Consider the following 26542-nt stretch of genomic DNA (forward strand, 5'->3'; position numbering starts at 1 on the left):
CCAATTGAATCACCAGTTGTCCGGATCAACTGGAAATTCTATCGGAAAGAGCTCTTACTACTAATATACGAGGAGAAAGTTAAAGAAAAAGGGGGTCATTCAATGAGCCATGCACTTATTATCGGGGGTAGTGGAATGTTGAAGGAAGCATCTGTTTGGTTGGCTAGCCAATATGATGATGTAACTGTCATTGGGAGAAGAAAGAAGAAAATGGATTTTCTTAAACATTTAACCGAATATTAGAAATTATACAACAAGGAACATCTATTATGAAGAGAGATGTTGGTTAGTGAGAAATAGTCAATAAATAATCAAACTCATCCAGGTGTTTTTGCTGTCGCCATATTATTAAGAATTATAAGGAGAGGATACTACTATGAAAGTACGCCTTACAGAATATAATGTAGATTGGCCTGAAATGTTTCAAATTGAGGCAGAGTTTCTGAAAACAATATTTGGCGACGAGATCATCAAATGCGAGCATTTTGGAAGTACATCAGTTTATGGAATGAAAGCAAAACCTGTAATCGATATGATGTGTATTGTTAAGTCGATAGAGAAGGTGGACTTATACAATAAGCAAATGGAGTACCTTGGTTATGATGTTGCTGGGGAATGGGGGATTACAGGTAGGAGGTTATTTAGAAAAGGTGGCGAGAACAGAACTCACCATATCCATTTTTACCAATTTGACAATCCTGAAATTGAACGGCATTTGATCTTTCGAGATTATTTAAGAAATCATCCTCAAGAAGTAGCTGAGTACAGTCGTTTTAAAGAAGAGTTGGCGCAACGCTACGAAACTACAAGTGATTATAGTCCAGCAAAAAAGAAATTTGTAAGTGAAATGGAGCAAAAAGCGCTCAGTTGGTTTTCGGAAAGGTTGAAGATGTAGTTTGTCGGTATAATGCTACATGAATTGTAAGTTGGCGAACAATAGTAATTTTACTTGAATAGGGTAAAGACAAAGGAGGTAATTCTATGAGCCATGCACTTATTATCGGGGGTAGTGGAATGTTGAAGGAAGCATCCGTTTGGTTGGCTAGCCAATATGATGATGTAACTGTCATTGGGAGAAGTAAGAAGAAAATGGATTTCCTTATCGATCAATGTAAGAACATTAATCCTTTATATTTAGACTATCATGAGACGAATGATTTGAAATTGGCAATAGAAGAACAAATAAGAGAAATCGGTGATATTGATATAGTCGTTGCATGGGTGCATTCCACTGCTCCTGATGCTCTTTCTACAATTATGAATGTGGTTTCCAAACAGAAAAGTAATTGGAATTTGCTTCACATTTTAGGCAGTCGTTCAAATTTAGAAACGATCAAAAAGAATATCAGTGTACCTAAAAATTGTACCTATTCTCAAGTGCAATTGGGTTTTGTGAGAGAAAATGACCAAACGAGATGGTTAACCAATACAGAAATCTCCTCTGGGGTGATTAAAGCAATCTCTCAAAAAGAAGCTAAATATATTGTTGGAATGACAGAACCTTAGAAACAACGACCTTCTTAAATGGTCATACATAAAAGTAAAAGCTTAATTTCGGTAAAATGACTACCGTATCAGAACTGGTATTAGTGGAGCAGATTTATCGTAGACTTAGGATTAATAAGGGAGAACTTTTGTTATGTATTAAAATAAATGCTTATATTACTGTCTCTCAATTGTGCAGGGTTAATTTTTATAGTTTCGAAAGGTAATAGAGAAAGCGGTTTCTAAAAATGTTCTGATAATTTAAAATAATTGGTTGATTTTAGAAGGTATTACATATATAATCAAACTTGAAAACGGTTTCATCTTTGGGCGTTTACATTTATATGAACTTTTATAGAAACCGATTTCTACGGGGGAGTGCTATTGCTATTTCATATTTTTCAAGATTAGCGTAGTAAAAGGGGGTCGGTACATATAAGAATCGCTCAAAGTATGTATTCGGGGAATGTTTAATAAAACAATAATGGGGGTATCACAATTGAAAAGCCTTAAAAAACTGATTGCTATCGGACTATCTACGGCTCTGGCATTGTCATTAGCAGCATGTAATGAAAAGACTTCTTCAGAAAATGGTAAAAGCAAAGATACAGTTACTCTGAATTTTTGGACATTTGGTGCTACTAATTATGAAGATTTGGCAAAAGAGTATGAAAAAGAAAATCCTGGTGTCAAAGTTAAAGTAAGGGCTGCTGAAACCGCAGAACATCATGATGCATTATTTACCGCTTTATCTGCTGGAAGCGGAGCACCCGATATTGCCATGTTGGAAATTGACCAATTAGACCGTTTTAAAACGGCACAAGACCGTTTTGAAAACTTATATGACCTTGGTGCAAATGATATTAAAGATCAGTACCTAGATTGGAAATGGAAAACAGGTGAGAACGATAGTGGTGATTTCTTGATTGGTTTGCCGACGGACATTGGACCGAAAGCCTTGTACTATCGGGTAGATCTATTTGAGAAAGCAGGGTTGCCAACTGATCCGGAAGAAGTGGCAGCATCCATTAATTCTCCGACTGCTTTTGAAGAAGCAGGGCTTAAAGTGAAAGAAAAAACAGGTAAGGTATTTATAGATAGTATTGAAATGGCATTCAGAGCTTACTTGGACGGTGCAGAAACAACATTTCTTAATAATAAAGGCGAGTTGTTATTAGAAAAGGATGGAAATGCCGTTAAAAATGCCTATGATTATGCCGTGAAGTTAAATAAATTGGGTATTGTTGGTAAATTTGAGATGTGGTCACCAGAGTGGGCGAATGCCGTAAATAAAGGAGAATTCGCTGCTGAGTTAGGAGCTGGCTGGTTAAAGGGCTGGATGGAAGGTAATGCGCAAGAAGCAATCGGTAAATGGAGAGTGGCAACACTGCCATCTGAATTTGCAGCGAACTGGGGAGGATCTTTCATATCCATACCAAGCGAAACAAAAAATGCAGAAGAAGCATATAAATTTACAGCGTGGTTAGTTTCTCCAGAAAATCAACTGAAATCCTTCAAAGACAAGGGACTTTTCCCTTCTGCACAATCGGTCTATGAAATGGATGATTTCAAAACAAATAAAGATGAATTCTTTGGAGGACAATCAACTGCACCTGTATTTGCAAAAGCTGCACAAGATATTAATGGAGCTGTTTATAAAGGTGAAAAATACTTCCCAATTTATTCAGAAGTTTTGAATGCTTTGAAGAACGTTCAAAGTAAAGGAGCAGACCCTGAAAAAGAATGGAAAGATGCGATTAAGCGTTCAAAGGGCTTATTAAATCGATAATTTAATCCCGCATTAACGGGCAGTAAGACCCCCACCTCAAGGTTGAGAGAGAAATGAGAAAGATAGGTGGGGGATAACTGCCCGTAAAAGTCCGATTGGTTCAACTAACCATCAGTGGGGATGAAGAAAACCCCCACTGATGGAAGTTTCACTTTATAGTTTACTAGAAAAAGGTGGAGAGTAGGCGTGTCTTGTAGGGAACGCCATTCCCCATCTTTGATGGAAAAGAGGTGTATTCAATTGAAAGCGAATACGGTAACAAAAGAGGTCAAGGTAAGAAAGAAGCGGTTCAGATCTGAATCGAGAAAAGATATGTATTCTGCCTATTTATACATTGCTCCTTTCTTTATTATTTTTGCGATTATTGGTTTGTATCCTGCTATATTTAGTATTTATTTAGCATTTCAAAAATGGAACGGTCTTAGCCCTATGATCCCTGCTGGATTGGAGAACTTTAAAACTGTCCTAACTGATTCTCTTTTCTGGAAATCGGTCTATAATACAATCGTTATGGGAATCATGGGAACCGCTCCTCAAATCGTGTTTGGAATCATTTTTGCCTACTTGTTAAATATGGCATTTCTAAGATTTAAAAATTTCTTTAGAGTCACCATTTTTATGCCCTATATTACTTCAATGGTAGCGGTAGCCCTCATTTTTAGTGTGCTGTTTAGTGACCATGAATCTTCCTTAGCCAACTATGTATTAAGTCTAGCAGGACTTGATCCGGTGAGTTGGACTAGTTCAGAATGGGGAACGAAACTTGCGATTTCAATTATGGTATTTTGGCGATGGGTTGGCTATAATACGATTATTTATCTTGCTGGAATTCAAAGTATCCCAAATGATTTGTATGAAGCTGCTTCAATTGATGGTGCAAGCAAAATACAGCAATTCCGACATATAACCATACCCATGCTGAAGCCGTTTATCATATTGACGGTCTTTACGTCCACCGTGGGAGCACTCCAATTATTTTCTGAGCCAACTGTATTTTTGGGAAATGATGCCTTTACGAGAGATGAGGCAATGACAATCGTGATGTACTTGTATCGTGATGCCTTTAGATTACAATCCTTTGGCACCGCATCTGCAACAGCAATCATATTATTAATATTGATCACAGCGATTGCAGCAATCAATGTATACTTATCATCTGGTATAGGAAGAAAAAGGAGGAATGGATGATGAAAATAATAGAAAGGGCAAGAAAATTTTCTAGTGGCAAACTCCTTGTCTATATTTTATTAGTCATTACCTCTATATTATCTTTATTCCCGTTTTATTGGATGTTTGTAATGGCTACTAGACCTAGCTCAGCCTTTAACTCGATTCCTCCTACGATTACACCTGGGAATATGTTGGTTGAAAATTTTAAAAAGGTATTAAATCAAATTGATTTCTTCGGTTCAATATGGAACTCATTTGTCATTTGTGCCATTGTAACAATCGTTGTTTTGATCATTAGTTCATTGGCTGGTTTTGCATTTGCGAAGTTTACTTTCCCAGGGAAAAATATTCTTTTCATTGCAATTTTGTTAACGATGATTATTCCTCCACAATTAGGTTTAATACCTCAATATTTTTTAATATCAAAAGCAGGTTTGCTTGATACCTTACCAGGTGTAATGGTTTTGTTCTTCTTAAATCCATTAGGAATCTTTCTCATGAGGCAATATATCAGTAAATCAGTCCCTGATGAACTTATTGAGGCGGCTAAATTGGATGGTTGTTCGAATTTTAGAATTTACCGCAACATTGTCCTTCCGATTATTCTACCAGCAATTGCAACTGTAGGTATTATTGTTTTTACCGCAGTATGGGGAGAGTTCCTATGGCAGTTTACCGTATTGAGGGATCCGGAGAATTATACAATTCAAGTAGCATTAGCTCAATTAAGCAATACCCAAAATGTGGACTTTGGGATGATTATGTCGGGTGTATTTTGGGCAACTGTGCCGCTACTAGTGGTCTTTTTATCATTCAACAAGTTATTTATTTCAAGTATTACTGAAGGATCTGTGAAATAAATAAAAGAAATTACTCACACTTAGAAGGGATTAACATGAATTTAACCATTAAAGATATTGCGCAAATGGCAAATGTTTCGCAAGGAACTGTTTCAAAAGTGATCAATAATTATAAGGGAATAAGTGAAGAAACAAAGAAAAAAGTTATGGATATTATTAACCAAAGTGGGTATGAGCCTAACTTTTCTGCTAGATCATTGGCAACAAAAAAATCAAATCTGATTGGTTTAATATATGCCGGTAGAATTAATGTAGATATGACCCATTCTTATTTTAATGAGATTTTATCTTCTTTTAAGAAAAATATAGGTTTACTAGGATACGATATTTTAATGTTTTCAAACGAAAAATTTAATACGGATAATGGCAGTTATATAGCAAGATGCCGGCATTTCAATGTCGATGGTTGTTTAATCATTGCAGGAGAAGAAGTAGAGGAGGCTACCTACGATATAGCTTTAGAGGGCTTACCCTGCATCGGAATAGATATCGAGTTAAAAGGACCAAAAGCAAGTTATATCATGACGGATAATGTGGGTTTGGCAAGAAAAGTGGTAGAGTATCTCTATCTTCATGTCATAAAAAAAATTGGTTTTATTGGTGGTAAGTTTGATTCTCCTGTTTCTACCTATCGTAAACAAGGTTTCTTAGAGGCAATGAATCAATTTGGTCTGGAAATTTGTGAGGATTGGATTCAATATGGTGATTTTCATGAGGAAAGCGGTTATGTGGCAATGAAGCGAATACTGCAAAGTAAAAAGCTGCCAGAGGCTGTTTTTTCTACGTCAGATATGATGGCACTTGGAGCATTGCAAGCGATTAAAGAGGCGGGCTTGAACTGTCCTCAAGATATCCGGTTAATTGGGTGTGACGATATTGCAGCGTGTCGGTATAGTCATCCAAAATTAACGACAGTGAAACAGGATAAAGAGAAGTTTGGTAAATTATCCGCCTATATGCTCGACGATTTGATTAATGACCGGTCACAATTAAAACCAGTATTTATTGATTCAGAATTGATAATCAGGGAATCGTGTTGAATAAATCCGGCTATATTGCTAGATTCCCGGAAATATTCAATTTAATAATAGAATTCAGATATTTCGTAAATGCTATTCTATTGCGACAAAAGAAAGAATTGGATAAATAGCCTTTTATAAAAAATAAGGTTGCAGGAGGTTATATGGTGAATTACTACGCGGTGTTTGATGTTGGAGGTTCTGCCATAAAATATGCTCTGATGGATGAAACAGGTTGTTTTATTGAAAAATCCTCCCTTCCGACTCCTAAAAAGAGTCTAGCCGAATTTATAGATACAATTGGTGATATTGTAGGTGAGTTTAAGAAAAGCTATTTGGTAAAAGGGCTGGCTATTAGTATACCAGGTGCCGTGAATGTTGAAACGGGGATTATTGAGGGATCGTCCGCTCTTCCATATATTCATGGACCCAATATAAAAGACCTTCTTCAGGATAAAACGGAGTTACCTGTTGAGCTAGAAAATGATGCGAATTGTGCTGGATTGGCAGAAGGTTGGATTGGTGCAGCAAAGGATGTGAAGGATTATCTTTGTATAGTGCTTGGTATTGGTATTGGAGGTGCAGTGGTTCTCGATAAAAAGCTTCGACATGGGAAAAATGGTTTTGCCGGAGAATTTGGGTATATGTTGATGGAGGACTATCTGGGGCCGAATACTGGAGAATCCTTTAGTTCTTTAGCAGCGGTAGGCGGATTAATCCAACAGGTTGCTAAACGAAAAGGAATAGACCCCGATGTTCTTACAGGTAAAAAGATATTTAAGCTAGCTGAAAATGGGGACGCGGAAGTAGCGGATGAAATTGATAAGTTTATGAGACGACTTGCTGTTGGCATATATAATCTACATTTCATCCTCGATCCGGAGAAGATTTTGATTGGAGGGGCAATCAGTCATCGAGAGGGATTTGTCGAGAAGATTAATGAAACATTACAGCAAATGAAGTATGAATCAGAAGGCTTAACGGTTAAAGTAGAAAGATGTCAGTTTGGCAATGATTCTAATTTAATCGGTGCTCTATATCATTTTTTACAACGGCAGAAGGACACATTTTAGATTTGAAGATTTCGAGAGTCTCTAAGAACAATGGTATAAAAGGGAAAAGCAACAACTGGGTGGAAGGGAGAGTACGATAATGCATAAAACATTGAAACCGTTTCCGACGAACTTCTTATGGGGAGCTGCTTCAGCTGCCTACCAAATTGAAGGTGCATGGAATAAGGACGGGAAAGGGATGAGTAATTGGGACAAATTTGTTCGTATCCCCGGTAAGACATTTAAAGGAACGACGGGAGATGTCGCTGTAGACCACTATCATCGTTATAAGGATGATATCCATTTAATGGCGGAAATGGGCTTAAAGGCTTACCGTTTTTCCGTATCTTGGCCCCGTATTTTTCCGAATGGAAGAGGCGAGATTAACGAGAAGGGCGTTGCCTTTTATGATAATTTAATTAATGAACTGCTTAAAAATCAAATTGAGCCCATCTTGACCTTGTATCATTGGGATTTACCTCAAGCACTTCAGGATGAATATGGTGGCTGGGAATCTCGAAGAATCATTGAGGACTTTACCAATTATGGTGTGGAATGTTTTAAACGCTTTGGAGACCGTGTAAAGTACTGGGTCAGCTTAAATGAACAAAATATTTTTACAAGCCATGGGTATAATGAGGGCTCACATCCACCGGGTATAAAGGATACAAAGCTGTTTTATCAGGTGAATCACCACGCAAATCTAGCCAATGCCAGTGTCATCAAAGCATTTCGTCATTATGTTCCGGATGGTCAAATTGGCCCAAGCTTTGCGTACTCGCCAGCCTATCCTGCTTCTTCAAAGCCGCAAGATATATTGGCTGCTGAAAATGCTGAGGATCTAAACAGCCATTGGTGGATGGATATTTATACTTGGGGGAAATACCCGAAGGCTGCCTGGAACTACTTAGTAGAAGAAGGTCTTGCACCAGAAGTGGAAGAAAGGGACTTTACCTTATTAAGAGAAGGCAAGCCAGATTTTATGGGCTTAAACTACTATCAAAGCACGACATTTGAAGTCAACCCATTAGAATATGGAGTGGGTGCCGGTGAGATGAATACAACAGGCATCAAGGGAACATCAAAGGATTCGGGTATTCCAGGGTTGTTTAAAACTAAGGTGAATCCCAACCTAGAACGCACTAATTGGGATTGGACTATAGATCCCCAAGGATTAAGGATTGCACTTCGCCGAATCACGAACCGATATGATTTACCGATTTTGATAAGTGAAAATGGGCTCGGTGAATTTGATAAGCTAGAAGATCAGGACAAAGTCCATGATGACTACAGGATTGAGTATCTACAAGCACATATTGAGGCTATTCAAGAAGCCATCTCAGACGGTGTCGAAATGCTTGGCTATTGTGTTTGGTCATTCACGGATTTACTAAGTTGGCTGAACGGTTTCCAAAAACGCTATGGGTTCATCTATGTTAATCAGCATGAAGAAGGAACTCATGACCTGCGTCGTATCAAAAAGGACAGCTTCTATTGGTACAAAAAAGTCATCGAATCGAACGGAATCTAAAGAGCGGAGGATTACTTCGCTTTCTTTTTTTTGCAAATAATTAAGAGGGTTTAACCGATTGAAAAGAGCTAGTGGAAGTGGAGAAAATGACCTTCCTTATTGATCAATATAATTGGAATTTGTTTTACATCTTAGGCAGTCGTCAAATAGAAACGATTAAAAAGAATATCAGTGTACCCGGGAAAACAAATGGACACCACAGTGAAGTGATGTCCATTTTTACAAATTAATTTAGTTGTGGCTCTTCTGCGCGCGCTGCTTGAACACGTTTCCCAATCAAGCCATATACAATTGTCATTAACACTACACTAGCAACCATTACCGAAACACTTGGCACAATAAATGTTTTACTCATTGAGAAAATAACTTCTGTACGGAACCAGCTTTGGAACGGTATCCCTACACCTAACAGCGCCGCAAAAAATCCTATTTTCACTACAATATGTTTTCCCTTCATTTTCCCAATCATCGCGTTAATAAATAAACGTAACAGCGCTAACCCTGACCCAACGAAGAAAAACGTTACTAAATATCCTTTCACTTCTTCATCTAATACAAATGCTTTCCCTACTAATCCAATAATTATGACACTCGCTATCGCGATTAACATTTTCGATAATTTACTCATTCATTGTTCCTCCTCAAAATTGAACACCTTGTTCTGTTTCTGTAATTATCATAAAGCGAATGGGTGTTTGAAGCAATGCATAAAATTGAACACTATGTTGATTTTTAGTATTGGTTTAATATTGGGATCCTTAAATAAGGCTGTTTTTAAAAGATTGTTGGGTCTTCGATGCTTTTACGGTTACTCTAGTTTCCACATTAACAGTGATACTTTTTGGATGATTTGAATTGTATGTACAAGAGGTATTTTCCAATCTAATATAGCAAAAAAGGGATTTTATGCACACCTACAGAATATATCTAATTAGGGATTATGATGGAAAATATTTATATGTATCAGTATTTCATTATGAGGAGCTATTAAATGAATGAGAAAACATATTTAAGTATAGAAGAGATTGTTTCATTACCAACTTTATCAGGCACGAACATAAGTGAAGATGGCAAAAACGTAGCATTTGTTAAGAAGACAGCTAAATGGAAAGACAATACATATAGCAATCATATATGGATATATGAAAAAGAAAAGGGACAGAGTTACCCATTAACAGGGGATATAGATAGTACATACCCATTATGGTCTCCAAAATCTAGCAATATCGCATACCTTTGCCCAGTTGGGGAAGACCAGAAAAATCAGATCTTTGTGAAGTCCATAGATAATGATAGCGGGGTTCAAATTACTGATGAGAAAGAAGGAGTCAGTAAATTCAAATGGGAGCCTACAAGCAAAGGCCTTTATTATGTTGCACAGTCAAAAGAATCTGAGGAGATTAAGAAACGCAAGGAACGATATGGAGATTTTCAACATATAGGAAAGGGTTATCGCAATGATTGCTTGTATTACATTGAAATAGATGATAGCGTTGTTTCCCAACTAACTGATGGTAATGATTTTCATATCCATGAATTTGATATTTCAAATGATGGGGAAAAGGTAGTATTAATGGCTACGCCAAGCCACAATATGGAGGATTATCCTAATGGAGATTTATACATATTAGATATTCAAGCTCGAGAGCTACAAAAGCTGAATATAGATAAGTTATTGGAAGGGAGCGTTTACTTTTCTCCTGATGGCAGCAAAATATGTTATTCAGCAAGCATAAAGGAAAAGGATTACTATAAGACTCGTATACAAGACAGTACGCTAGAGATATATGATCTTCATAATGGAGAGCGAAATCATCCTTTGACAGATTTTGATAGTACGGTCATTCCACTACGTTGGACAAATAAAGGAATTTTAATCAGATGGCAGTATAAAACGAATTATCGAATTGGATTGTTATCTAAGGATGGCAAAGTGGAAATGTTAAGCGGAAAAGTAGATAGCTTTATAATGGATGCTTCTATAACAAAGGATGGAAACCATATTGCTTATAACAAGGCTATTACAAATGAAATCTTTGAAATCTATTTAGACGATGAAAAAATAACGAATGAAAATAGATTTTTCGAAGGAAGGCTTAAAAGTAACAGAGAAATAATATCCTGGCAAAGTGGCGATGGTCTTGAGATTGAGGGAGTTTTATCAACGCCAGTAGAGTTTGATGCAAATAAAAAATATCCATTATTAGTGGTAATCCATGGTGGTCCGGCTTGGGCATCCTTTCCAATATTTTCAGACTGTTTTAATGAAAAGTATCCTATTGAACAGTTTATCGAAAAAGGCTTTATCGTTTTAGAGCCAAACTACAGGGGAAGCTCTGGTTATGGAAATGAATTCTTAAAAGCTAACTATAGGAAACTGGGGATTGCTGACTACGATGATGTTATATCTGGAGTAGATCGACTAGTTGAAAAAGGCATTTCAGAAAAAGATAGAGTAGGGGTTATGGGATGGAGCAACGGGGGATATATATCCGCTTTTTGTTCTACATTTAGTAATAGATTTAAAGCTATCTCAGTTGGAGGGGGAATTACTAATTGGAGTACACATTATGCAAATACGGATATTCCTTACTTTATTAAGATGCATTTAGGAAATACTCCATGGAATGATCCAGAGATTTATGCAAAAGCGTCACCCATGACATATATTAAATCCGCATGTACGCCAACGCTAATCCAACATGGTGAAATCGATGCAAGAATCCCGGTATCAAATGCATATGAGTTATATCAAGGATTAAAGGATATGGAAGTTGATACAGATTTAATTATTTTTAAAGGAATGGCCTACAGTTCGGACCACCCGGGAATTACTGCGGCTATTATGAAGCAGAATTTGATGTGGTTTTCACACTATATTCTGGAGAAAGTATGAGAGATTTTTAATATAAAGGGTTTGTAGTGCTTTTCCTTTCGACACATTGTTGAATAACAATCTTTTAAGGGATGTTACCAAACGAGGTTTTGGGTGCTTCTTTTACATATCTAATAAAACTGCATTTTATGTATACATTTTCCATTTTGTGTGTTAAATTAATTGAAATCTAATATGGGGTGATGTATATGTTATTAAAACCTAAGAAATTACAGCAAGGAGATTATATTGCAACAATTAGTCCTTCATGGGGAGGCGCGGGTGAACCAGAACTAAAATGGCGTTATGACCAAGGTGTAAGGAGACTTGAAGAGTTTTTTGGGTTAAAGGTTATTGCAATGCCAAATAGCTTGAAAGGTGCAGATTATCTTTATAATAATCCTAAAGCACGAGCAGAAGATTTAATGATGGCTTTTAAGGACCAAAAGATTAAAGCAATTATCGCAAATATTGGTGGAGATGATAGTATTCGTTTACTGCCTTATATTGATTTTGAGGTTATAGCTAAAAATCCTAAAATTTTAATGGGTTACTCTGATGTAACGATTGCTCATTTATTTTGTTTAAAGGCTGGGGTATCTTCCTTTTATGGCCCGGCTATTTTAACTGATTTTGCAGAAAATGTTGAAATGCATCCCTATACAGTTCAATCAATACAGCAAACACTTTTTTCTAATGAAATGATAGGTGAAATTGTACCATCTACTGAGTGGACAAGCGAGCGTTTGGAATGGGTAGAATCAAATAAAAATCGAAAACGCACAATGCAACTGAATAAAGGGTACGAATTGCTGCAAGGTACAGGGAAAGTGCAGGGACGTTTAATAGGAGGGTGCATTGAAGTACTAGAGTTTGCAAAAGGTACCGTGCTATGGCCAGAAGAAACATACTGGGAAAATAGCATCTTGTTCTTTGAAACATCCGAAGATCAACCAGAGCCTAGCTTACTTAGATATTGGCTAAGAAACTACGGTGTACAAGGTATTTTACAAAAAGCAAATGGAATTATCTTTGGTAAACCACAGGATGAAAAGTATTACGAAGAATATAAAGAAGAAATTTTAAAAGTGATGAAGGAATTTAACTTGGAGGATACATCAATTCTATATAATATGAACTTTGGACATACCGAACCAAAATTCATTTTACCTCTTGGCGCTTTAGCAGAAATTAATTGTAATACAGAATCTTTTACTATTTTGGAAAATGCCGTACTTTAATCAAAAGTTTAGATGCCCTTAAAGTTTCCAAACACCCCCTTTGAGAAGGTTTCTTTTTTCATAATCGAGCCAAATTGTTTAATGAAATAGATAACTAAATTGGATACATATATTAAGATTAGGTAGTTTACTCCAATAGGTTTACTTAAACTAACGGGACAGGTTAGTATAAGCATCAAAGACATTTGGGATTATAGGTATATACCTTAGGAGTACTTCGGGAGGGAATATTGTGTTTATTGTTAATGTAGAAGGTGCAATTTACAAAAATGAAAAATGGTTGTTAATTAGACGTAGTGAAAAAGAAGAACACGCTGGAGGCTTACTGTCGCTTGTTGGTGGAAAGGTAGAAAAAGAAGGGACTTCAACAGATATTTTAGAAAAGACACTAAAAAGAGAAATCACTGAAGAAGTGGGGATAGAGGTTTCAAATCTTCGGTATGTTAATAGCTCATCATTCGTTACTGATTCAGGATTAAATGTGGTTGACATTGTATTTCTTTGCAATCACGAATCAGGCGAACCATTTGCAAAGAGTCCTGATGAAGTTGATGATGTTATTTGGATGACTACCCAGCAAATCCTAAATAATTCTAATTTACCTGTTTATTTAAAGGAAAATATTAAACTTGCTGAAAAACTGCTATTACTTTAATACAACAATCGGGCACAATTCGTGATTCAGAATTGCGCCTTTTTCAATAATAGAACCAATATTCAATGAACAAGTAATAGCCAAATTTTATATTTGAAAAATATAATGCAATGGACTCTACTAATTTTTATTGAAACTTAACAGTACATAGTTCGACCTACTGTAATAAGATTAATATTGTAATATACTATTATAAATAGATTAACAATGTTAATATATGTTTTATTCAAAGATCTCTTAAATATTCAGTGAAAAATTAGAAGGAGTCCTAAAATGAAAAAGAGAATAAACTATTTAATCTTACTTTTAACTACCATCTTTGTCGTTGGTTGTACGAGCGTAGAAGATGCTTCCGTTACAGGTAAAGAAACAGATTCACAAGAAGTCACAACAAGTGAAACAGATTCACAAGAAGTAACAACAAATAATACCGAAAAAGAGCAAACAACTGTAAGTGAAAAATCAGATTCAGAAAAAACATCAACTCCATCAAAAGATGAACTGTTCAAAGGATACAAACAAATTAAAGTTGATGGTGGTAATTTGTCTGGTCATCGTGAACCTAACGTTGTTGTTGATATTGGTTTTGGAAATCGGAAGTATTGGGCTTTCACGAATGAATATGGGCAGCTAATACTTGTTGTTGCTGACAAAGTAATTCTACAAGATGACCGTACCGAACCTGTAACATCGTCTGGCAGATATTACTCTGATGAGGCAAAAGTTCCTGGTGTCGAAAGATCAGATTTAGATGAAGGTCATATTATTGCAGATTCTCTCGGAGGGGTATCAAATGCTTACAATATTACGCCGCAAGATAGTACGCTAAACCGACATGGTGACCAAGCATATATGGAAGACGCCATTCGTAAAGCTGGTGGGGCTACTCATTTTGAAGCAATTATCACATATCCTAATACGAAAACGCAGATTCCTTCTCATTATAAGTACACGTACACTTTAAGAGGGCATGAGATTGTAGATGAGTTTGATAATGGTAACCCGGATAAGATCAATAAATCTCTGGGGTTAACTGGAAGTAAATCAACTACCTCAAATAAGTCAACTAGTACTAATAAGTCCAATACATCGAATGGCACTAAAGATGTTTCTAGTGTTGATACAGATGGTAATGGACAAGTAACGATTAAAGAAGCAAAAGCAGCTGGTTTCAAAATGCCAATAACAAGGGATCACTGGTTATATCAATATATGGATGATCGCGATAACGATGGTGCGGTAGGGGAATAAGCACCTATAGCTCAAGTCAAACGGAAAGCTGTGTCGTAATTGTATAAAGTGTATGAAAGAAATCCAAAGATATAGAAGAAGTAATCGTAGCAAAGCAATTGGTAGCATAGGAGGAATGTATGAGTAAATTGACCATAGTATTTGCAATCCCACTCGCACTACTTATATATGGCGGTGCCAATCTATATATTGGTTATCGTCTCTATAGGGGGCTTGTGCTTATTTTTACGAGGATCAATAAATGGGTATTTGCGTGTGTGTATGGTGTTATTGCATTTTCTTATTTACTAGAATTTTTACCTTTACCAGGAGCTATCAATGAGTTGGTGACAACGTTTTCTTCTTACTGGTTGGGGATTTTCGTTTATTTATTGTTATGGTTTGCAGTGATTGATGTTGTAGTATTTATAGGGAAGTTATGTAAGCTGATTCCATCGCCTGTTCCTAAAGTTGTCCGCTTGTGTTCTTGGGGACTCGCTATTCATAGATGTACAAGGTTTTGAACAATTGATCCAAATAGATACAAAGAGTAAGAAAAACCTATTTTTAGTGGCTGTGGTTGATGACAAGATTGTCGGATTTTCAAGGTGTGAAGGAAATCTATTAAAGCGATTTGCTCATAAAGTAGAGTTTGGGGTCTGTGTCTTGAAGGATTATTGGGGCTACGGCATCGGCAAAAATCTATTAAAAGAGTCCATTACATGGGCTGATGCGAACGAAGTGAAAAAAATTACCTTAAATGTTCTGGAAACAAATGAAAAAGCGATACAACTATACGAAAAATTTGGCTTTAAAAAAGAAGGACTTTTAGAAAATGACAAAGTTCTATCCGACGGCAAATACTATAACACTGTTGTTATGGGAAGATTCAATGATCGATGAGCATTGAACCAAAGGGGAAATATGATGAAAATTAGTCGAACAAACAATTTTGAATTAGTCGCAACATTAAATAAATATGTTCACGATTTACACGTAAATTTATATCCCCAATATTTTAAAGAATATAATTACGTGGAAATTAAGAATTTCTTTCAAAAAATAATAGATAAAGAGAAATTTACTTTCCTTCTATTAGAGGATGATGACAAACCTATCGGATATGCTTGGATTGAATTTAGAAATTATCCTGAAAACGCCTTTAAAAAAACATATCAATCGATATATGTGCATCAAATAAGCATCTCAGAAAGCCAAAGAAAAAAAGGATATGGTTCAAAATTGATGGACGAAATTGCTGAAATGGCAAAAGCAAACGGTATTAACAAGATAGAATTAGATTATTGGTTCAATAACGAAATTGCAAAGAGCTTTTACAAGAAGAATGATTTTGTAAAATATCAAGAATTTGTTTATAAAGAATATTAGATGACAAGAAGTGCGATTTGCTGCTGCCTCTCTTTTTTTCATTTTTTGTTGCAAATGCAGTAAGACTAGGATAAATTTGATGCATATGTTTAAGTATTGCATTTGCGATAGAAAGTAAAGGGTGAAATAGATGAGTTGGAAATTAAAAAAATTTGATGAGTTAACAAATAGTGAACTATACAATATTTTAAAAGAAAGAACCGTAATTTTTGTAGTGGAACAAAATTGTCCGTATCTCGAAGTGGATGGTAAGGATCCATTATCTTATCATCTTTTTAAAGAAGTGGATGGAGAAATCGTTGCATATTTAAGAATCTTACCTCCAGGTGTTTCGTATACAGAAAGTTCGATTGGTAGAGTCATAGTAAAGAAAGAATTTCGTGGACAAGGAATTGCAAAGGAACTTTTAAAAAGAGGGCTAGATTTTATCCAAAACGAATTAAAAGAAACAACGGTTAAAATTCAAGCGCAAGAATATTTAAGAAAATTCTACGGTTCCTTTGGTTTTCAAGCAATATCCGAAACCTATTTAGAAGATAATATCCCGCATATTGATATGATTTTACAATTTAAATAGAATTAATTTAAGAGACAGAATTTCTGTCTCTTTTTTAACTAACGCCACCTTTTGTTGACAGCACATCGCTTGTATGAACAACAGAAACTCCTGCTTCTATGTAACTTCTTATTGAGTTCAAATCACTTATTTTATATCTTCTGTCTGTTTTCATATAAGTTTGTGTTTTTATCAATATATTTATATATTTTATAAATTATGGTAAAATATACATAAAATTAATAGGAATGGGGTAAGTGAAATTGAATGTAGAATTAACCAGATTTAGAGTCAAAAAGGGTAAAACTGAAAAAGTAGATGAATGGTTAAAGTTTTTAAACGAAAATATGAAAGATGTCCTTATTACTCTTGAAGGTGAAAAAATGTTTGTTGAAACTATATTTAGAGAACACCTAAATGGAGACGAATACTTATATTGGTACTTAGTACAAGGCGAAGGTGGTCAAGAAGTTGAACAATCGAACCACTGGATTGATAAGAAGCACTTAGAATATTGGGATGAATGTATTGATGAAACATTTAGACCTGTTGACTTACAAACGGAAGTTGTTATGATTCCTGAAAAAGTAAGAAATAATATGATATAAACTTATAACAAGAGAAAAAGATGAAGATACAAGATATCAGATAGTAAACTAAATAGTAATTAAAAAAAGTCGTTTCTTACAGTTCAGAAATCGACTTTATCATGTTCTTGCAGTTTTTTTACATATACACTTCAACTGTTAAAATTGTCTTCCCAAAACCTCTCAGAATCGAGGACAAGACGTATAGTCTAAGTTTTAAAGAATAGTAGATTCGCGACCAGATAAAACGATATTTGTTGATGGTGTACCATAGGGCATTGCTTGATCGATAAATTCTTCAAGCTTTTCAATTGATGACATAGCAACTTTTACAATATAACTAATTTCTCCAGCAACACGATAACAAGCTAATACATCTGGATGGTTGTAACAAAACTCCGCAAGCTTTTGACAATTGGATGATTTGAATAACACAATAGCCATCACACCACGGTCAAGTTGTTTAAGGTCGAGCTCGGTGCGATAACCTTTAATAACTTGTTGGTCTTCAAGCTTTTTTACTCGCTCTGCAACTGCTGGTGCTGATAGATGTACATGTTCAGCAAGCTCCTTCGTTGTTATCTTGGCGTTCTTCTCTAACTGTTGCAAAATTTTATAATCAATCGTATCCATATCTTTACCTTCTTTTGAAAAGTATTAGTATCTAATATCCGATAAATATAAAGTAAACATTATTAATTACCTTTTTTAAATTATATAAAAAATAACAAACTTCGCCTACACTTTAATTATAAAGAAGCGGAGGGATTATATATGAAAAAAATATTGTTGTTATTAGCAAATGGCTTTGAAGCATATGAAGCGAGTGTTTTTACCGATGTGCTTGGCTGGAATCAGCTAGAGGGTGATGGATCTACAGTCGTTGTTACAGTTGGTATGCATCCGTTACTGCAGGCGACATGGAATTTCCAGGTAACACCTGAAATGCTAACAACAGATTTAAATCTTGATGATTTTGATGCACTAGCGATTCCTGGTGGGTTTGAGGAAGCAAACTTTTATGAAGATGCATTTAGCCAATCTTTCGGCCAAATTATTCGGCATTTTGATAATCAAAATAAACCAATAGCGTCCATTTGTGTTGCCTCACTAGCAGTAGCACATAGTGGTGTATTAAATGGCCGTAACGCGACAACTTACAATCATCCAACAAGTAAACGCCTAGCACAGCTCGCTACATATGGCGTAAATGTCGTCAAGGAACGCATTGTAATCGATGACAATATTATTACATCATCTAATCCAAGCACAGCGATGGAAGTAGCTTTCATATTATTAGAAATGCTAACATCAACCCAAAATACTGCTAAAGTGAAGGAATTAATGGGGTATTAAGTTGGCTAATAGCTGAAAATATAAAGGCGCAATAATGTTACCGAATCATTGTTGTGCTTTTTTCCCCTTTCTATAGCAAGAAAAAATATTTATATATTGACAGTTTGATTTAACAACTAATTACCAATTTTGGTATAATGTATATAAAAGAGATGCTATTTAAAAAGCTTATTTCTCTTGAAGTTGCAGTTGTTGGAACTATTATAGTTAGATTTGAATTATAAGATTTCTCAAAAATATTAAAGAATGGAGGTAATATTTTTATGTTCAAAAAATTTGTTGCGTTATTTTTGATATATTTTAATATTCTATACTTCTTTAATATTGTGTTGGATAATTTAGATGTGTGGATAAATATACCTTTGGTTTCTGTTATTTTGGTGATTTCTACACTTACTATTAACAAGCTATTTAATTGGGAGCAGTAAAATATATATTAATTTCCTTCTATAAGTAATGAAAAAAGCGAATTCCAAATAAGTGGAATTCGCTCTTTTTCTAAAATGAATGAAGGATTTCTTTTTTAAAGTTATGGAACTAACGATACAATATAGTTAAAACGTGGTGCCTTTGTGCATATATCCATCTATAATTTCTACGGGGAGCACTACTAAAAATATGTGAAGATATAAATTTAGGAGGACAAAATAATGTTTGAGAAATTTAGAAAGAATAACCTCAGTAATGAAAAGATAGAGGAATTAGTAAATGAAGCAGAAAAAGTCGATGAAGAAGCATTTCAACAACACGGAAAGCATTATTCAGAGGAAGGTCTTTGGAATAAGATAAAGAAATACTCTAAAAAGGCTGGTTCTTCTGTGGTCTATGCCGTGTTACTTCTTTATTTTGTAATGAAAAAAGAGGAAGTTCCTAAGAAAGAAAAGGCATTAATCCTTGGTGCTTTAGGTTACTTCATCTTACCATTCGACTTTATTCCAGATGTTATTCTGGGGGTAGGGTATGTTGATGATCTTGGTGCTCTTATTGCAGCTTTGGTTCGAGTATCTATGTATATTGATGCAGATATTAAAAAGCAAGCAAAAGATAAGCTCCAGGATTGGTTTGGTGATGATGTAGATACTTTAGATATAGATGATCGATTGATCTAGTGCCAGTTACGTCATGCAATTGTGCATATATACGTTAGGGGTGGGAGGAGATGCTTTGAAACAATTTCTTAAAATCATGCTTAGCATTTTAGGTGTCATATTAATAGGAATTGGAATACTTGTAGTTCTCTTTCTTTTAGAAATGAAACCAGATAAGGATAAAGAAGAGAAAGTCAGAATTCAAGCTGAACAATATTTAAAAGAGCATTTTAATGATAACTTCGAGATATATGACACTTTGTATGATAATATGGGGAACTTTTCATTTGAATATGCTGCTAAGGTCAGGGATAAGAAGTCGAATATAGAGTTTTTTGTTTATTATGATGATGAAACAAAACAAATGGTGGATACTTATATTGCGGATAAATGGGAAAAAGACTTAAAAAGTGAAATACGTCCTTTTGTTGAAGAAAGTTTTGGCGAAACAACGGATTTAATCGTTTACTTTAGCAATGATAATATCGGTCGAGAATTAGCTATCGATCCTCTTAAACCTAAGTTATAAAGAGTTTGATGTTGCACCATCCATCTATATTACTGTCCCTCGTAAAAAGAGCGATAATGACGAAAAAATCTTAAATGAATTAATTGCTTCTTTAAAAAGCGAAGGTAAATTAAAACACGGTTCGTTTGCTATGAGTTATATCGATGAAAAAGGTGCCATTTTAGATGATGAATGGCATAAAGATTTCTAATTAACTAAGTTTAGTTTAATTGAGATAGCATAAAAAAAGGATTAGCAAATAAAATCATCTGCTAATCCTTTTTTAGTTACTTTAAAACATATTTTTAATTGTATAGTCTTTCAATATTTTGATTTTAAGACAGCATAGGATACCCAATATATAATTAATTGACCACAGAGAACCATTGAGATTACTTGGGCAACATCAGAATTTTTCAATATATAAAAGATAACAATAGCGAGTCCTTCTAGTAGAATTGAATAATAAAAAGTGGTAGATCGAGCTTTGGTAGCAAGGAATTGATTACGCTCATCATTGTTTTCGACTGTTATTTTTTTGGCGTACGCATCATTGTTTTTATAACGTGCAATTTGGACTAAACGAAGGCCAGAAACAACTACAAACCCTAACCCCATTCCGCTCCAAAAATTATCCATTACCTCCATGAATTCGGCTAATATAAATAGCGCAGCTCCTATAAATAAAAGTGCTGAATACCATACCATTCTGCTTTCTATGTTTTTCATAGTTTTCACTCCTCTACTCTTCTTCAAAGATAAATACGTCTTCAATTGTTTTCCCAAATAGCTTGGCAATTTGATAAGCCAACATTATTGATGGATTATACTTTTCGTTTTCAAGAGAAATAATAGTTTGACGTGAGACGCTTAACTTTTCAGCCATTGTTTGCTGAGTATACCCCAATTGTTTTCGTAACTCTGGGATTCTATTTTTCATAGTTGACTCCTTTCTGAAATGTAAAGCTAGCTTTACTTTCATGTTACAATAAACGAAATGAAAAGTAAAGCATACTTTACTTTTTGTTGAACAGAGGATTTAATGGAATTTAGGGGTCTGAAATTTTTGAAAGATGCTGTCTTTGTGCTTATTCGAGAATTAGTGAAACAATTTAGAGAAAAAAGCGTTGTATTTAAAAAATCTAAATAAATGGATATCAATAAACTGGGAGGACTTAATATATGGATATCATAAGCATTATCAATAAATTATTGCCAATTTTACCGGTTGCTCTTATTACGGCATTCTTTATAATTGGAATTTCTTTCGTATCTTACGCCTTTTATAAAAAAAGAGGTGGAAAACTAAAAGTAACTATTACTCAGTTTGTCTCGATATTCCTACTGCTAGGATGGTTTGTTGTAGTTATGGTGTTAACAACCTTTAGCAGGGGAGAAATGTTTGAAGGTTTGGTCAATTTCCGACTTTTCAGTGACTATGTTAATACATGGCATCAATGGTCGTTGAGTGAATTGCAACTGATCATTTTTAATATGTTAATGTTTGCACCGTTAGGATTCCTACTACCACTTCTTAGCAAAAAATTACGCCACTTTGGTATTGTGTTAGGTCTGTCAATAGTTGTTACATTAGGGATTGAATTAATACAAATGTTCACCCATAGAGGAATATTTGAATTGAATGATATTTTACATAACGTACTTGGAAGTGTTGCGGGATATCTCTTAATGAGTGCAATCCTTGATTGTGTTACACGTCGAAAAATCATTGTTAAATCTGTATTGAAGGCACTTTACATTCCAATGTTCTTTGTACTACTTTTTTCTTGTGCACTAATTGTTTATCATACGAAAGAGCTAGGCAACCTTTCGATTCGTCCGGCAGTTCCTCAAAATATGAAGCAAGTGGACGTCAAGCTTAAAATAGATTTGCCAACAGATACCGAGTCGGTTTCTCTTTATCGCAACAAGCAAATTCATAATCTGAAATATGGGAAAGAAATAGCTGCACGGATGGAAAAATCTTTTAATTTGCAGCAGAAGGGTAGAATGCGAATTGAAGGTTTTAATCGCATTTGGACGTATATTGACAAGGACGGAAAGGAATTTACATTTACCTACTCGTTGCAGAGAGGCGGATGGGGGTTATACCATGAAGGGGATAATAATGACCCTATGAAACCAGATAGGCTAGAAAAGTACGGACAATATTATGGAAAAAAGTTGGTTTCAACAGATGTATTGCCTCCAGATGCCGTTTTTAGTACACAAGATGAGAATACGCTTCGGTGGGATATTGAACAAAACATGACAGATATTATTCATGGAGATTCTGATTTTACAGAGGGCTTTATCATGCTTATACCATCTCAGAAACACCAAATGCCACTAGATTTAGATTACGATATGAATAAAAATAAATATGTACGCAAGGTTGATATTATCAGTCCGGCTCAAGCCTATAAAGATATTCTTAAAGGAAACTTTGCTATTTATAATGACCTAGTGGATGGAGATCAACTAGATATAAATGAATATGAACTAGATTATATCTACGATTCAAAAGGATATTATCAGCCCGTTTACCGCTTCAAGGGATTACTGAATGGAGAGGCTTGGGAAGTACTTATTCCAGCAATTCAATGATATTGGGTACTATTGTTGTAGATTCTTCTTCGATAGTACCAAATAAATCGTTTGATCAATAAAAATAGAAAAAAGGCTACCAAATTGGTGGCCTTTGCACTTTCTTTATAAAACTTTTTGACAGAGATTGTGATTCTCTGACCCCTAGGGATTTATTAATTGTGAAGTGAAAATTAGCTATAAAAGACGGTGGTGATTTTTATAATAAGTGGATTTAGTGGATACTTATGTTATTATCGAAGGGGCGTTTTTATAAAAATTATAATAGGGGATAAATGACATGAATCGTACTGTTAAACACCAAATTACTGGTGAACAAATTACATTTTTAGAAACAACAGAGGAAACGCAAGGAAAGTATCTCTATATTGAAGTTGTTTTGCCACCACAAGGAGATGGACCACCATTACATAGTCATGATGAATTTGAAGAGGAATTTGAAGTTATTTCAGGTCAGCTAACAGTTACTCTGGGGAAAGAACAACATGTATTACAACCGGGAGATAAACGACTCGTTACATTAAAGACGACACATACATTTACAAATAATCATGATGAGATGGTTGTTTTTCGAGTGCGTTTAACACCCCCAAGCCAATTTGAGCAATCCGTGCGCATTCACTATGGCTTAATTGACGATGGACTTGTAGATGCAAAAGGTAATCCGAAAAATATGGTACATACGGCGTTAATTTTATCTATGCAAAATACATTAGTTGCGGGTATTCCATTTTGGTTGCAGCGCAAGCTATTCGCATGGCTTGTGAAGCGTGGTCACAAAAAGAATGCGTATAAAGGCTTTGAAAAATACATAGGTAAACCTATTCAATAATTATGCTATACACGCCTGTCTTAAGAAAATTTGATTGTTAGGTTCATGGAACGTTTTTAAACAGATTGGAGATAACGATTTGGGTTGTTATTGTTAGATAGAAAACTTTTGGAACGTTCCCCAATTTTCCTGCTTTGTAAACTCTGGATAACCGGATATAAAGTTAACCATGACAGGCGCATTTTTTAAAGGGGGATGTGCATTAAAAAAGGCTCGATCGCCATATCTTATAGCAGTTAACGCCAATGGTAACTCACGTCTGAAAATTTCATCGCGTTTTGATGGAACAAAATTATTATTGGATGGCCCCTGATCTATGTATACATAAACGAAATAGTAAAAGAGATTTTCATATGTTATCCATTCTCCTAATACTTCGTCTCTCATAGAAGGATTCGTTTTTTCCCAGGCGTAACGAATGCCGATATTTAAAAAGAGATTGCCAGTTTCATCAGAGTGAGTTAGTGTGTACCGCCTTGGAATTACTGGTTCTGTAGAGGTGACACCATGCATATATTCCACAGAAAGTTTCTCTGGTTTAAAAGTAGTCAAGTCATCTACTCCTTTTTCTTCTTTATGTGATGGCTATTCGAAAATATATGCATTTAGCTTCTACGTTAGACATATTTAGAGAGATAAGCTGTGTAAAGAATCCCTTTTCGCTTACAAATTAAATACATAGACTGACACAGATTACAATCTGAAAATTAATTAATATGTATTAAATAGAATTTGTCAAGAATGCACCCGTAAATCATTAACAAAAATGCATACATAGAATATAATGTAGTACCTTGCAATAAATAATAGTGTATGGTAAATTATTGAATAAGGTGTATTGATTGATGTTCGGTACTGTACAATATACAGTACCTGATGAATATCAGAAAGGAGTGATGGTGCATTGAATGTACAATTTAAAAAAGGCGTCTTGGAGCTATGTGTGCTTGTGTTACTTGATAAACAAGATCGATATGGCTACGAGCTTGTTCAGAAAATTTCAGACCAAATCGAAATATCGGAAGGTTCTGTTTATCCACTATTACGAAGATTGACGAAGGAAGAGTACTTTACGACTTATTTACAAGAATCAACAGAAGGTCCACCACGTAAGTATTATAAGTTGACGGATAAAGGACGGGAATACCTTCACGAATTGCTGACAGAGTGGACGGAATTTTCTAGTGGAGTCAATCAATTAATCAAGGAAGGTGTACGCCAATGAATAAAGAGCAATTTTTGAAGCAGCTGGAAGGTTCTCTAAAAAGACTTTCTACAGAGGAAAGAAAAGATATTCTGCAAGATTACGAAGAGTACTTCGCAGTGGGGATGGAAAATGAAAAGTCTGAGCAAGAAATCGCAGCATCTCTTGGAAACCCAAAACAAATTGCCAAGGAGCTGCTGGCTTCTTACCATCTTGATATGGTTGAACAAACGGCTTCTGCCAGTAACATTTTACGAGCAGTTTGGGCTGTGATTGGGTTGGGGTTCTTTAATGTTCTTATTGTCCTTGCACCTTTTTGTGCATTGGTTGGCTTTGTATTTTCCGGATGGTTAGCATCATTGGCGTTCATTTTATCACCAGTCGGTATTCTTTTTAATCTATTTATAGGTCAGTTTATAATAGCTGATTTGTTCTTGTCATTTGTTCTTTGTGGGATTGGCATATTCGTAGCCATGGGGATGTTTTACGTAACGAAATATCTAACTAAAGGATTTGTTCGCTATTTGAAATTTAACATTACGTTTGTAAAGGGTGGGTTGAAGCATGGTTAAAAAATTATCAATTGTTGCGTTGCTTCTAGTACTAATTGGTGGTATAGGCAGTTTCTTTACATTTTCCCAAACGAAACAGAAAGAAATCACGACAGAGAAAACGGTAAGTTCTGATAAGGTGACGGAGGTCCAGATTTTAACGGACAATACAACTGTAGATGTTCTTCCGACATCGGATACGAAGACTAAAGTAGAGCTTGTCACAAAAGGTGTAGATGTTTCTAAGTTGGATTTTACTACCGAAGTGGAAGGAAAGAAACTTACCATTAGATTAAAAGAAGGGAATACCTTCTTCATTGGTTTTGACTTTCGATCATCTCATTTACACGTATATATCCCGCAAAAACAGTATGATTCCTTTGTGGTCGATAATGATAATGGGAAAGTAAAAGTGTCAGAGCTGAATATAAAGAATCTAAAAGTGCAAACGGATAATGGTCGTATTGCATTAGATAAGATTGTAGCAGAAAACGTAAACGTAAAAAGTGCAAATGGCAAGTTAGAGTTTAATGATGTGGAAGGAAATCTTAAGGGCTCCTCAAATAATGGTAAAATATTGCTTGCTACAAAGGACTTAGATCGGAACATTCAATTAGAGAGCAACAATGGCAAAATCATCATTAAAACAGATAAGGAACCAACTAATACCACCTTTAAAGTATCTACCCACAATGGGAAGATTAATATCCTCGATAAATATGAGGGGAATACAGTTATTGGAAAGGGAGAAAATGTAGTTAATCTAGAATCGAATAACGGTAAAATTGAAGTGACAAAATAAAAGTGAAGTATGGGGAGAATGTAAAGTCTCTTGGGCATGCTTTCGGTGCTAAATATAAATATGAATTTCGATATTAGAAAACCTTAGTGGAATTTTACCAATCTACTGAGGTTTTTGTATGTTTAAGAGCAACAACATTTGGAACATTTTCTTTA

The 26542-nt window shown here is 35.2% G+C and carries 30 protein-coding genes and 2 pseudogenes; 27 read left to right on the forward strand and 5 right to left on the reverse strand.

Annotation, left to right across the window (positions count from 1 at the left end):
• From Q0977_RS14765 to Q0977_RS14810, 10 genes and pseudogenes are all read left to right on the forward strand, one after another.
• Window positions 1–243: pseudogene (locus tag Q0977_RS14765) on the forward strand (hypothetical protein); the annotation flags it as partial.
• Between the two features lie 133 nt (window positions 244–376).
• Window positions 377–895 carry a GrpB family protein gene (locus tag Q0977_RS14770; RefSeq protein ID WP_119415271.1) on the forward strand — a complete coding sequence of 173 codons (519 nt, stop codon included), beginning with the start codon at window positions 377–379 and terminating at the stop codon, window positions 893–895.
• A gap of 86 nt (window positions 896–981) precedes the next feature.
• Window positions 982–1506 carry a short-chain dehydrogenase gene (locus Q0977_RS14775; protein ID WP_299515358.1) on the forward strand — a complete coding sequence of 175 codons (525 nt, stop codon included), beginning with the start codon at window positions 982–984 and terminating at the stop codon, window positions 1504–1506.
• Between the two features lie 478 nt (window positions 1507–1984).
• Window positions 1985–3274 (forward strand): ABC transporter substrate-binding protein, encoded by a 1290-nt coding sequence (locus Q0977_RS14780; protein ID WP_299515360.1) that lies wholly within the window; start codon window positions 1985–1987, stop codon window positions 3272–3274.
• A 312-nt stretch (window positions 3275–3586) separates the two neighbouring features.
• Window positions 3587–4462, forward strand: a complete 876-nt coding sequence (locus Q0977_RS14785) for a carbohydrate ABC transporter permease (RefSeq protein ID WP_299515430.1) — start codon at window positions 3587–3589, stop codon at window positions 4460–4462.
• A complete protein-coding gene (locus Q0977_RS14790) occupies window positions 4459–5304 on the forward strand; it encodes a carbohydrate ABC transporter permease (protein ID WP_299515362.1) in 846 nt (281 codons plus the stop codon). Before Q0977_RS14785 ends, Q0977_RS14790 begins: the two co-directional genes overlap by 4 nt.
• A 35-nt stretch (window positions 5305–5339) precedes the next feature.
• The gene (locus Q0977_RS14795; RefSeq protein ID WP_299515364.1) at window positions 5340–6344 is read left to right on the forward strand and encodes a LacI family DNA-binding transcriptional regulator; all 1005 of its coding nucleotides are present in this window, start codon (window positions 5340–5342) and stop codon (window positions 6342–6344) included.
• A 146-nt stretch (window positions 6345–6490) separates the two neighbouring features.
• Window positions 6491–7396: an ROK family protein gene (locus Q0977_RS14800; RefSeq protein ID WP_299515366.1), complete on the forward strand. Its 906-nt coding sequence runs from the start codon at window positions 6491–6493 to the stop codon at window positions 7394–7396.
• A gap of 76 nt (window positions 7397–7472) precedes the next feature.
• A complete protein-coding gene (locus tag Q0977_RS14805) occupies window positions 7473–8906 on the forward strand; it encodes a glycoside hydrolase family 1 protein (RefSeq protein ID WP_299515432.1) in 1434 nt (477 codons plus the stop codon).
• 86 nt (window positions 8907–8992) lie between these two features.
• Window positions 8993–9136 (forward strand): hypothetical protein, encoded by a 144-nt coding sequence (locus tag Q0977_RS14810; protein WP_299515368.1) that lies wholly within the window; start codon window positions 8993–8995, stop codon window positions 9134–9136.
• On the opposite strand, the gene Q0977_RS14815 is transcribed toward Q0977_RS14810, so the two are convergent.
• Entirely contained in the window at window positions 9133–9534 is a 402-nt protein-coding gene (locus Q0977_RS14815) for an MFS transporter permease (RefSeq protein WP_119415263.1), read from the reverse strand. The two genes, Q0977_RS14810 and Q0977_RS14815, sit on opposite strands and share 4 nt — an antisense overlap.
• 363 nt (window positions 9535–9897) lie before the next feature.
• Here Q0977_RS14815 and Q0977_RS14820 point away from each other — a divergent pair, with 363 nt between their 5' ends.
• The 9 genes and pseudogenes from Q0977_RS14820 (at window position 9898) to Q0977_RS14860 (ending at window position 17460) form a co-directional block, all read left to right on the forward strand.
• Window positions 9898–11802, forward strand: a complete 1905-nt coding sequence (locus tag Q0977_RS14820; protein WP_299515371.1) for a S9 family peptidase — start codon at window positions 9898–9900, stop codon at window positions 11800–11802.
• A gap of 188 nt (window positions 11803–11990) precedes the next feature.
• Window positions 11991–13022, forward strand: a complete 1032-nt coding sequence (locus Q0977_RS14825) for a S66 peptidase family protein (RefSeq protein WP_299515373.1) — start codon at window positions 11991–11993, stop codon at window positions 13020–13022.
• 232 nt (window positions 13023–13254) lie between these two features.
• On the forward strand, window positions 13255–13677 hold the full coding sequence (locus Q0977_RS14830; RefSeq protein ID WP_299515375.1) for an NUDIX hydrolase: 423 nt from the start codon (window positions 13255–13257) through the stop codon (window positions 13675–13677).
• Between the two features lie 273 nt (window positions 13678–13950).
• Window positions 13951–14928 (forward strand): DNA/RNA non-specific endonuclease, encoded by a 978-nt coding sequence (locus Q0977_RS14835; RefSeq protein ID WP_299515377.1) that lies wholly within the window; start codon window positions 13951–13953, stop codon window positions 14926–14928.
• A gap of 119 nt (window positions 14929–15047) precedes the next feature.
• On the forward strand, window positions 15048–15431 hold the full coding sequence (locus Q0977_RS14840; RefSeq protein WP_299515379.1) for a hypothetical protein: 384 nt from the start codon (window positions 15048–15050) through the stop codon (window positions 15429–15431).
• Window positions 15409–15810 (forward strand): annotated as a pseudogene (locus Q0977_RS14845) (N-acetyltransferase family protein); the annotation flags it as partial. The gene Q0977_RS14840 and the pseudogene Q0977_RS14845, both read left to right, overlap by 23 nt.
• A gap of 24 nt (window positions 15811–15834) precedes the next feature.
• Window positions 15835–16296, forward strand: a complete 462-nt coding sequence (locus Q0977_RS14850) for a GNAT family N-acetyltransferase (RefSeq protein WP_124218094.1) — start codon at window positions 15835–15837, stop codon at window positions 16294–16296.
• Between the two features lie 130 nt (window positions 16297–16426).
• Window positions 16427–16873, forward strand: coding sequence for a GNAT family N-acetyltransferase (locus Q0977_RS14855; protein WP_299515381.1), 447 nt, complete (start codon window positions 16427–16429; stop codon window positions 16871–16873).
• Between the two features lie 242 nt (window positions 16874–17115).
• Entirely contained in the window at window positions 17116–17460 is a 345-nt protein-coding gene (locus Q0977_RS14860; protein ID WP_299515383.1) for a DUF6176 family protein, read from the forward strand.
• Between the two features lie 195 nt (window positions 17461–17655).
• Here Q0977_RS14860 and Q0977_RS14865 read toward each other — a convergent pair whose 3' ends face one another.
• Window positions 17656–18072, reverse strand: a complete 417-nt coding sequence (locus tag Q0977_RS14865; RefSeq protein WP_299515385.1) for an Lrp/AsnC family transcriptional regulator — start codon at window positions 18070–18072, stop codon at window positions 17656–17658.
• Between the two features lie 141 nt (window positions 18073–18213).
• Here Q0977_RS14865 and Q0977_RS14870 point away from each other — a divergent pair, with 141 nt between their 5' ends.
• From Q0977_RS14870 to Q0977_RS14880, 3 genes are all read left to right on the forward strand, one after another.
• Window positions 18214–18795, forward strand: coding sequence for a DJ-1/PfpI family protein (locus Q0977_RS14870; RefSeq protein ID WP_299515387.1), 582 nt, complete (start codon window positions 18214–18216; stop codon window positions 18793–18795).
• Between the two features lie 650 nt (window positions 18796–19445).
• Window positions 19446–19904, forward strand: a complete 459-nt coding sequence (locus tag Q0977_RS14875) for a YkvA family protein (protein WP_299515389.1) — start codon at window positions 19446–19448, stop codon at window positions 19902–19904.
• Window positions 19905–19959: 55 nt separating this feature from the next.
• Entirely contained in the window at window positions 19960–20412 is a 453-nt protein-coding gene (locus Q0977_RS14880; RefSeq protein WP_299515391.1) for a hypothetical protein, read from the forward strand.
• A 300-nt stretch (window positions 20413–20712) separates the two neighbouring features.
• Here Q0977_RS14880 and Q0977_RS14885 read toward each other — a convergent pair whose 3' ends face one another.
• On the reverse strand, window positions 20713–21120 hold the full coding sequence (locus Q0977_RS14885; RefSeq protein WP_299515393.1) for a hypothetical protein: 408 nt from the start codon (window positions 21118–21120) through the stop codon (window positions 20713–20715).
• 13 nt (window positions 21121–21133) lie between these two features.
• On the reverse strand, window positions 21134–21331 hold the full coding sequence (locus tag Q0977_RS14890) for a helix-turn-helix transcriptional regulator (RefSeq protein ID WP_119415251.1): 198 nt from the start codon (window positions 21329–21331) through the stop codon (window positions 21134–21136).
• Between the two features lie 242 nt (window positions 21332–21573).
• On the opposite strand from Q0977_RS14890, the gene Q0977_RS14895 reads away from it, so the two are divergent.
• Entirely contained in the window at window positions 21574–22998 is a 1425-nt protein-coding gene (locus Q0977_RS14895; protein ID WP_299515395.1) for a VanZ family protein, read from the forward strand.
• Window positions 22999–23278: 280 nt separating this feature from the next.
• Entirely contained in the window at window positions 23279–23830 is a 552-nt protein-coding gene (locus tag Q0977_RS14900; RefSeq protein WP_124218089.1) for a cupin domain-containing protein, read from the forward strand.
• A gap of 93 nt (window positions 23831–23923) precedes the next feature.
• Here the strand turns inward: Q0977_RS14900 and Q0977_RS14905 are convergent, their stop codons facing one another.
• A complete protein-coding gene (locus Q0977_RS14905; RefSeq protein ID WP_299515399.1) occupies window positions 23924–24382 on the reverse strand; it encodes a staygreen family protein in 459 nt (152 codons plus the stop codon).
• Window positions 24383–24734: 352 nt separating this feature from the next.
• Between Q0977_RS14905 and Q0977_RS14910 the strand changes: the two genes are divergently transcribed.
• Genes Q0977_RS14910 through Q0977_RS14920 form a run of 3 tightly spaced genes read left to right on the forward strand, consistent with a single transcriptional unit; the run spans window position 24735 to window position 26387 of the window.
• Window positions 24735–25055: a PadR family transcriptional regulator gene (locus Q0977_RS14910; protein WP_119415247.1), complete on the forward strand. Its 321-nt coding sequence runs from the start codon at window positions 24735–24737 to the stop codon at window positions 25053–25055.
• Window positions 25052–25606 carry a DUF1700 domain-containing protein gene (locus Q0977_RS14915; RefSeq protein WP_119415246.1) on the forward strand — a complete coding sequence of 185 codons (555 nt, stop codon included), beginning with the start codon at window positions 25052–25054 and terminating at the stop codon, window positions 25604–25606. The genes Q0977_RS14910 and Q0977_RS14915 overlap by 4 nt, the downstream gene beginning before the upstream one ends.
• Window positions 25599–26387 (forward strand): DUF4097 family beta strand repeat-containing protein, encoded by a 789-nt coding sequence (locus Q0977_RS14920; protein ID WP_299515402.1) that lies wholly within the window; start codon window positions 25599–25601, stop codon window positions 26385–26387. The genes Q0977_RS14915 and Q0977_RS14920 overlap by 8 nt, the downstream gene beginning before the upstream one ends.
• The last annotated feature ends 155 nt before the right edge of the window (window positions 26388–26542 follow it).

It is taken from the genome of uncultured Rummeliibacillus sp. (genome assembly GCF_934216135.1).
Lineage (GTDB): Bacteria > Bacillota > Bacilli > Bacillales_A > Planococcaceae > Rummeliibacillus.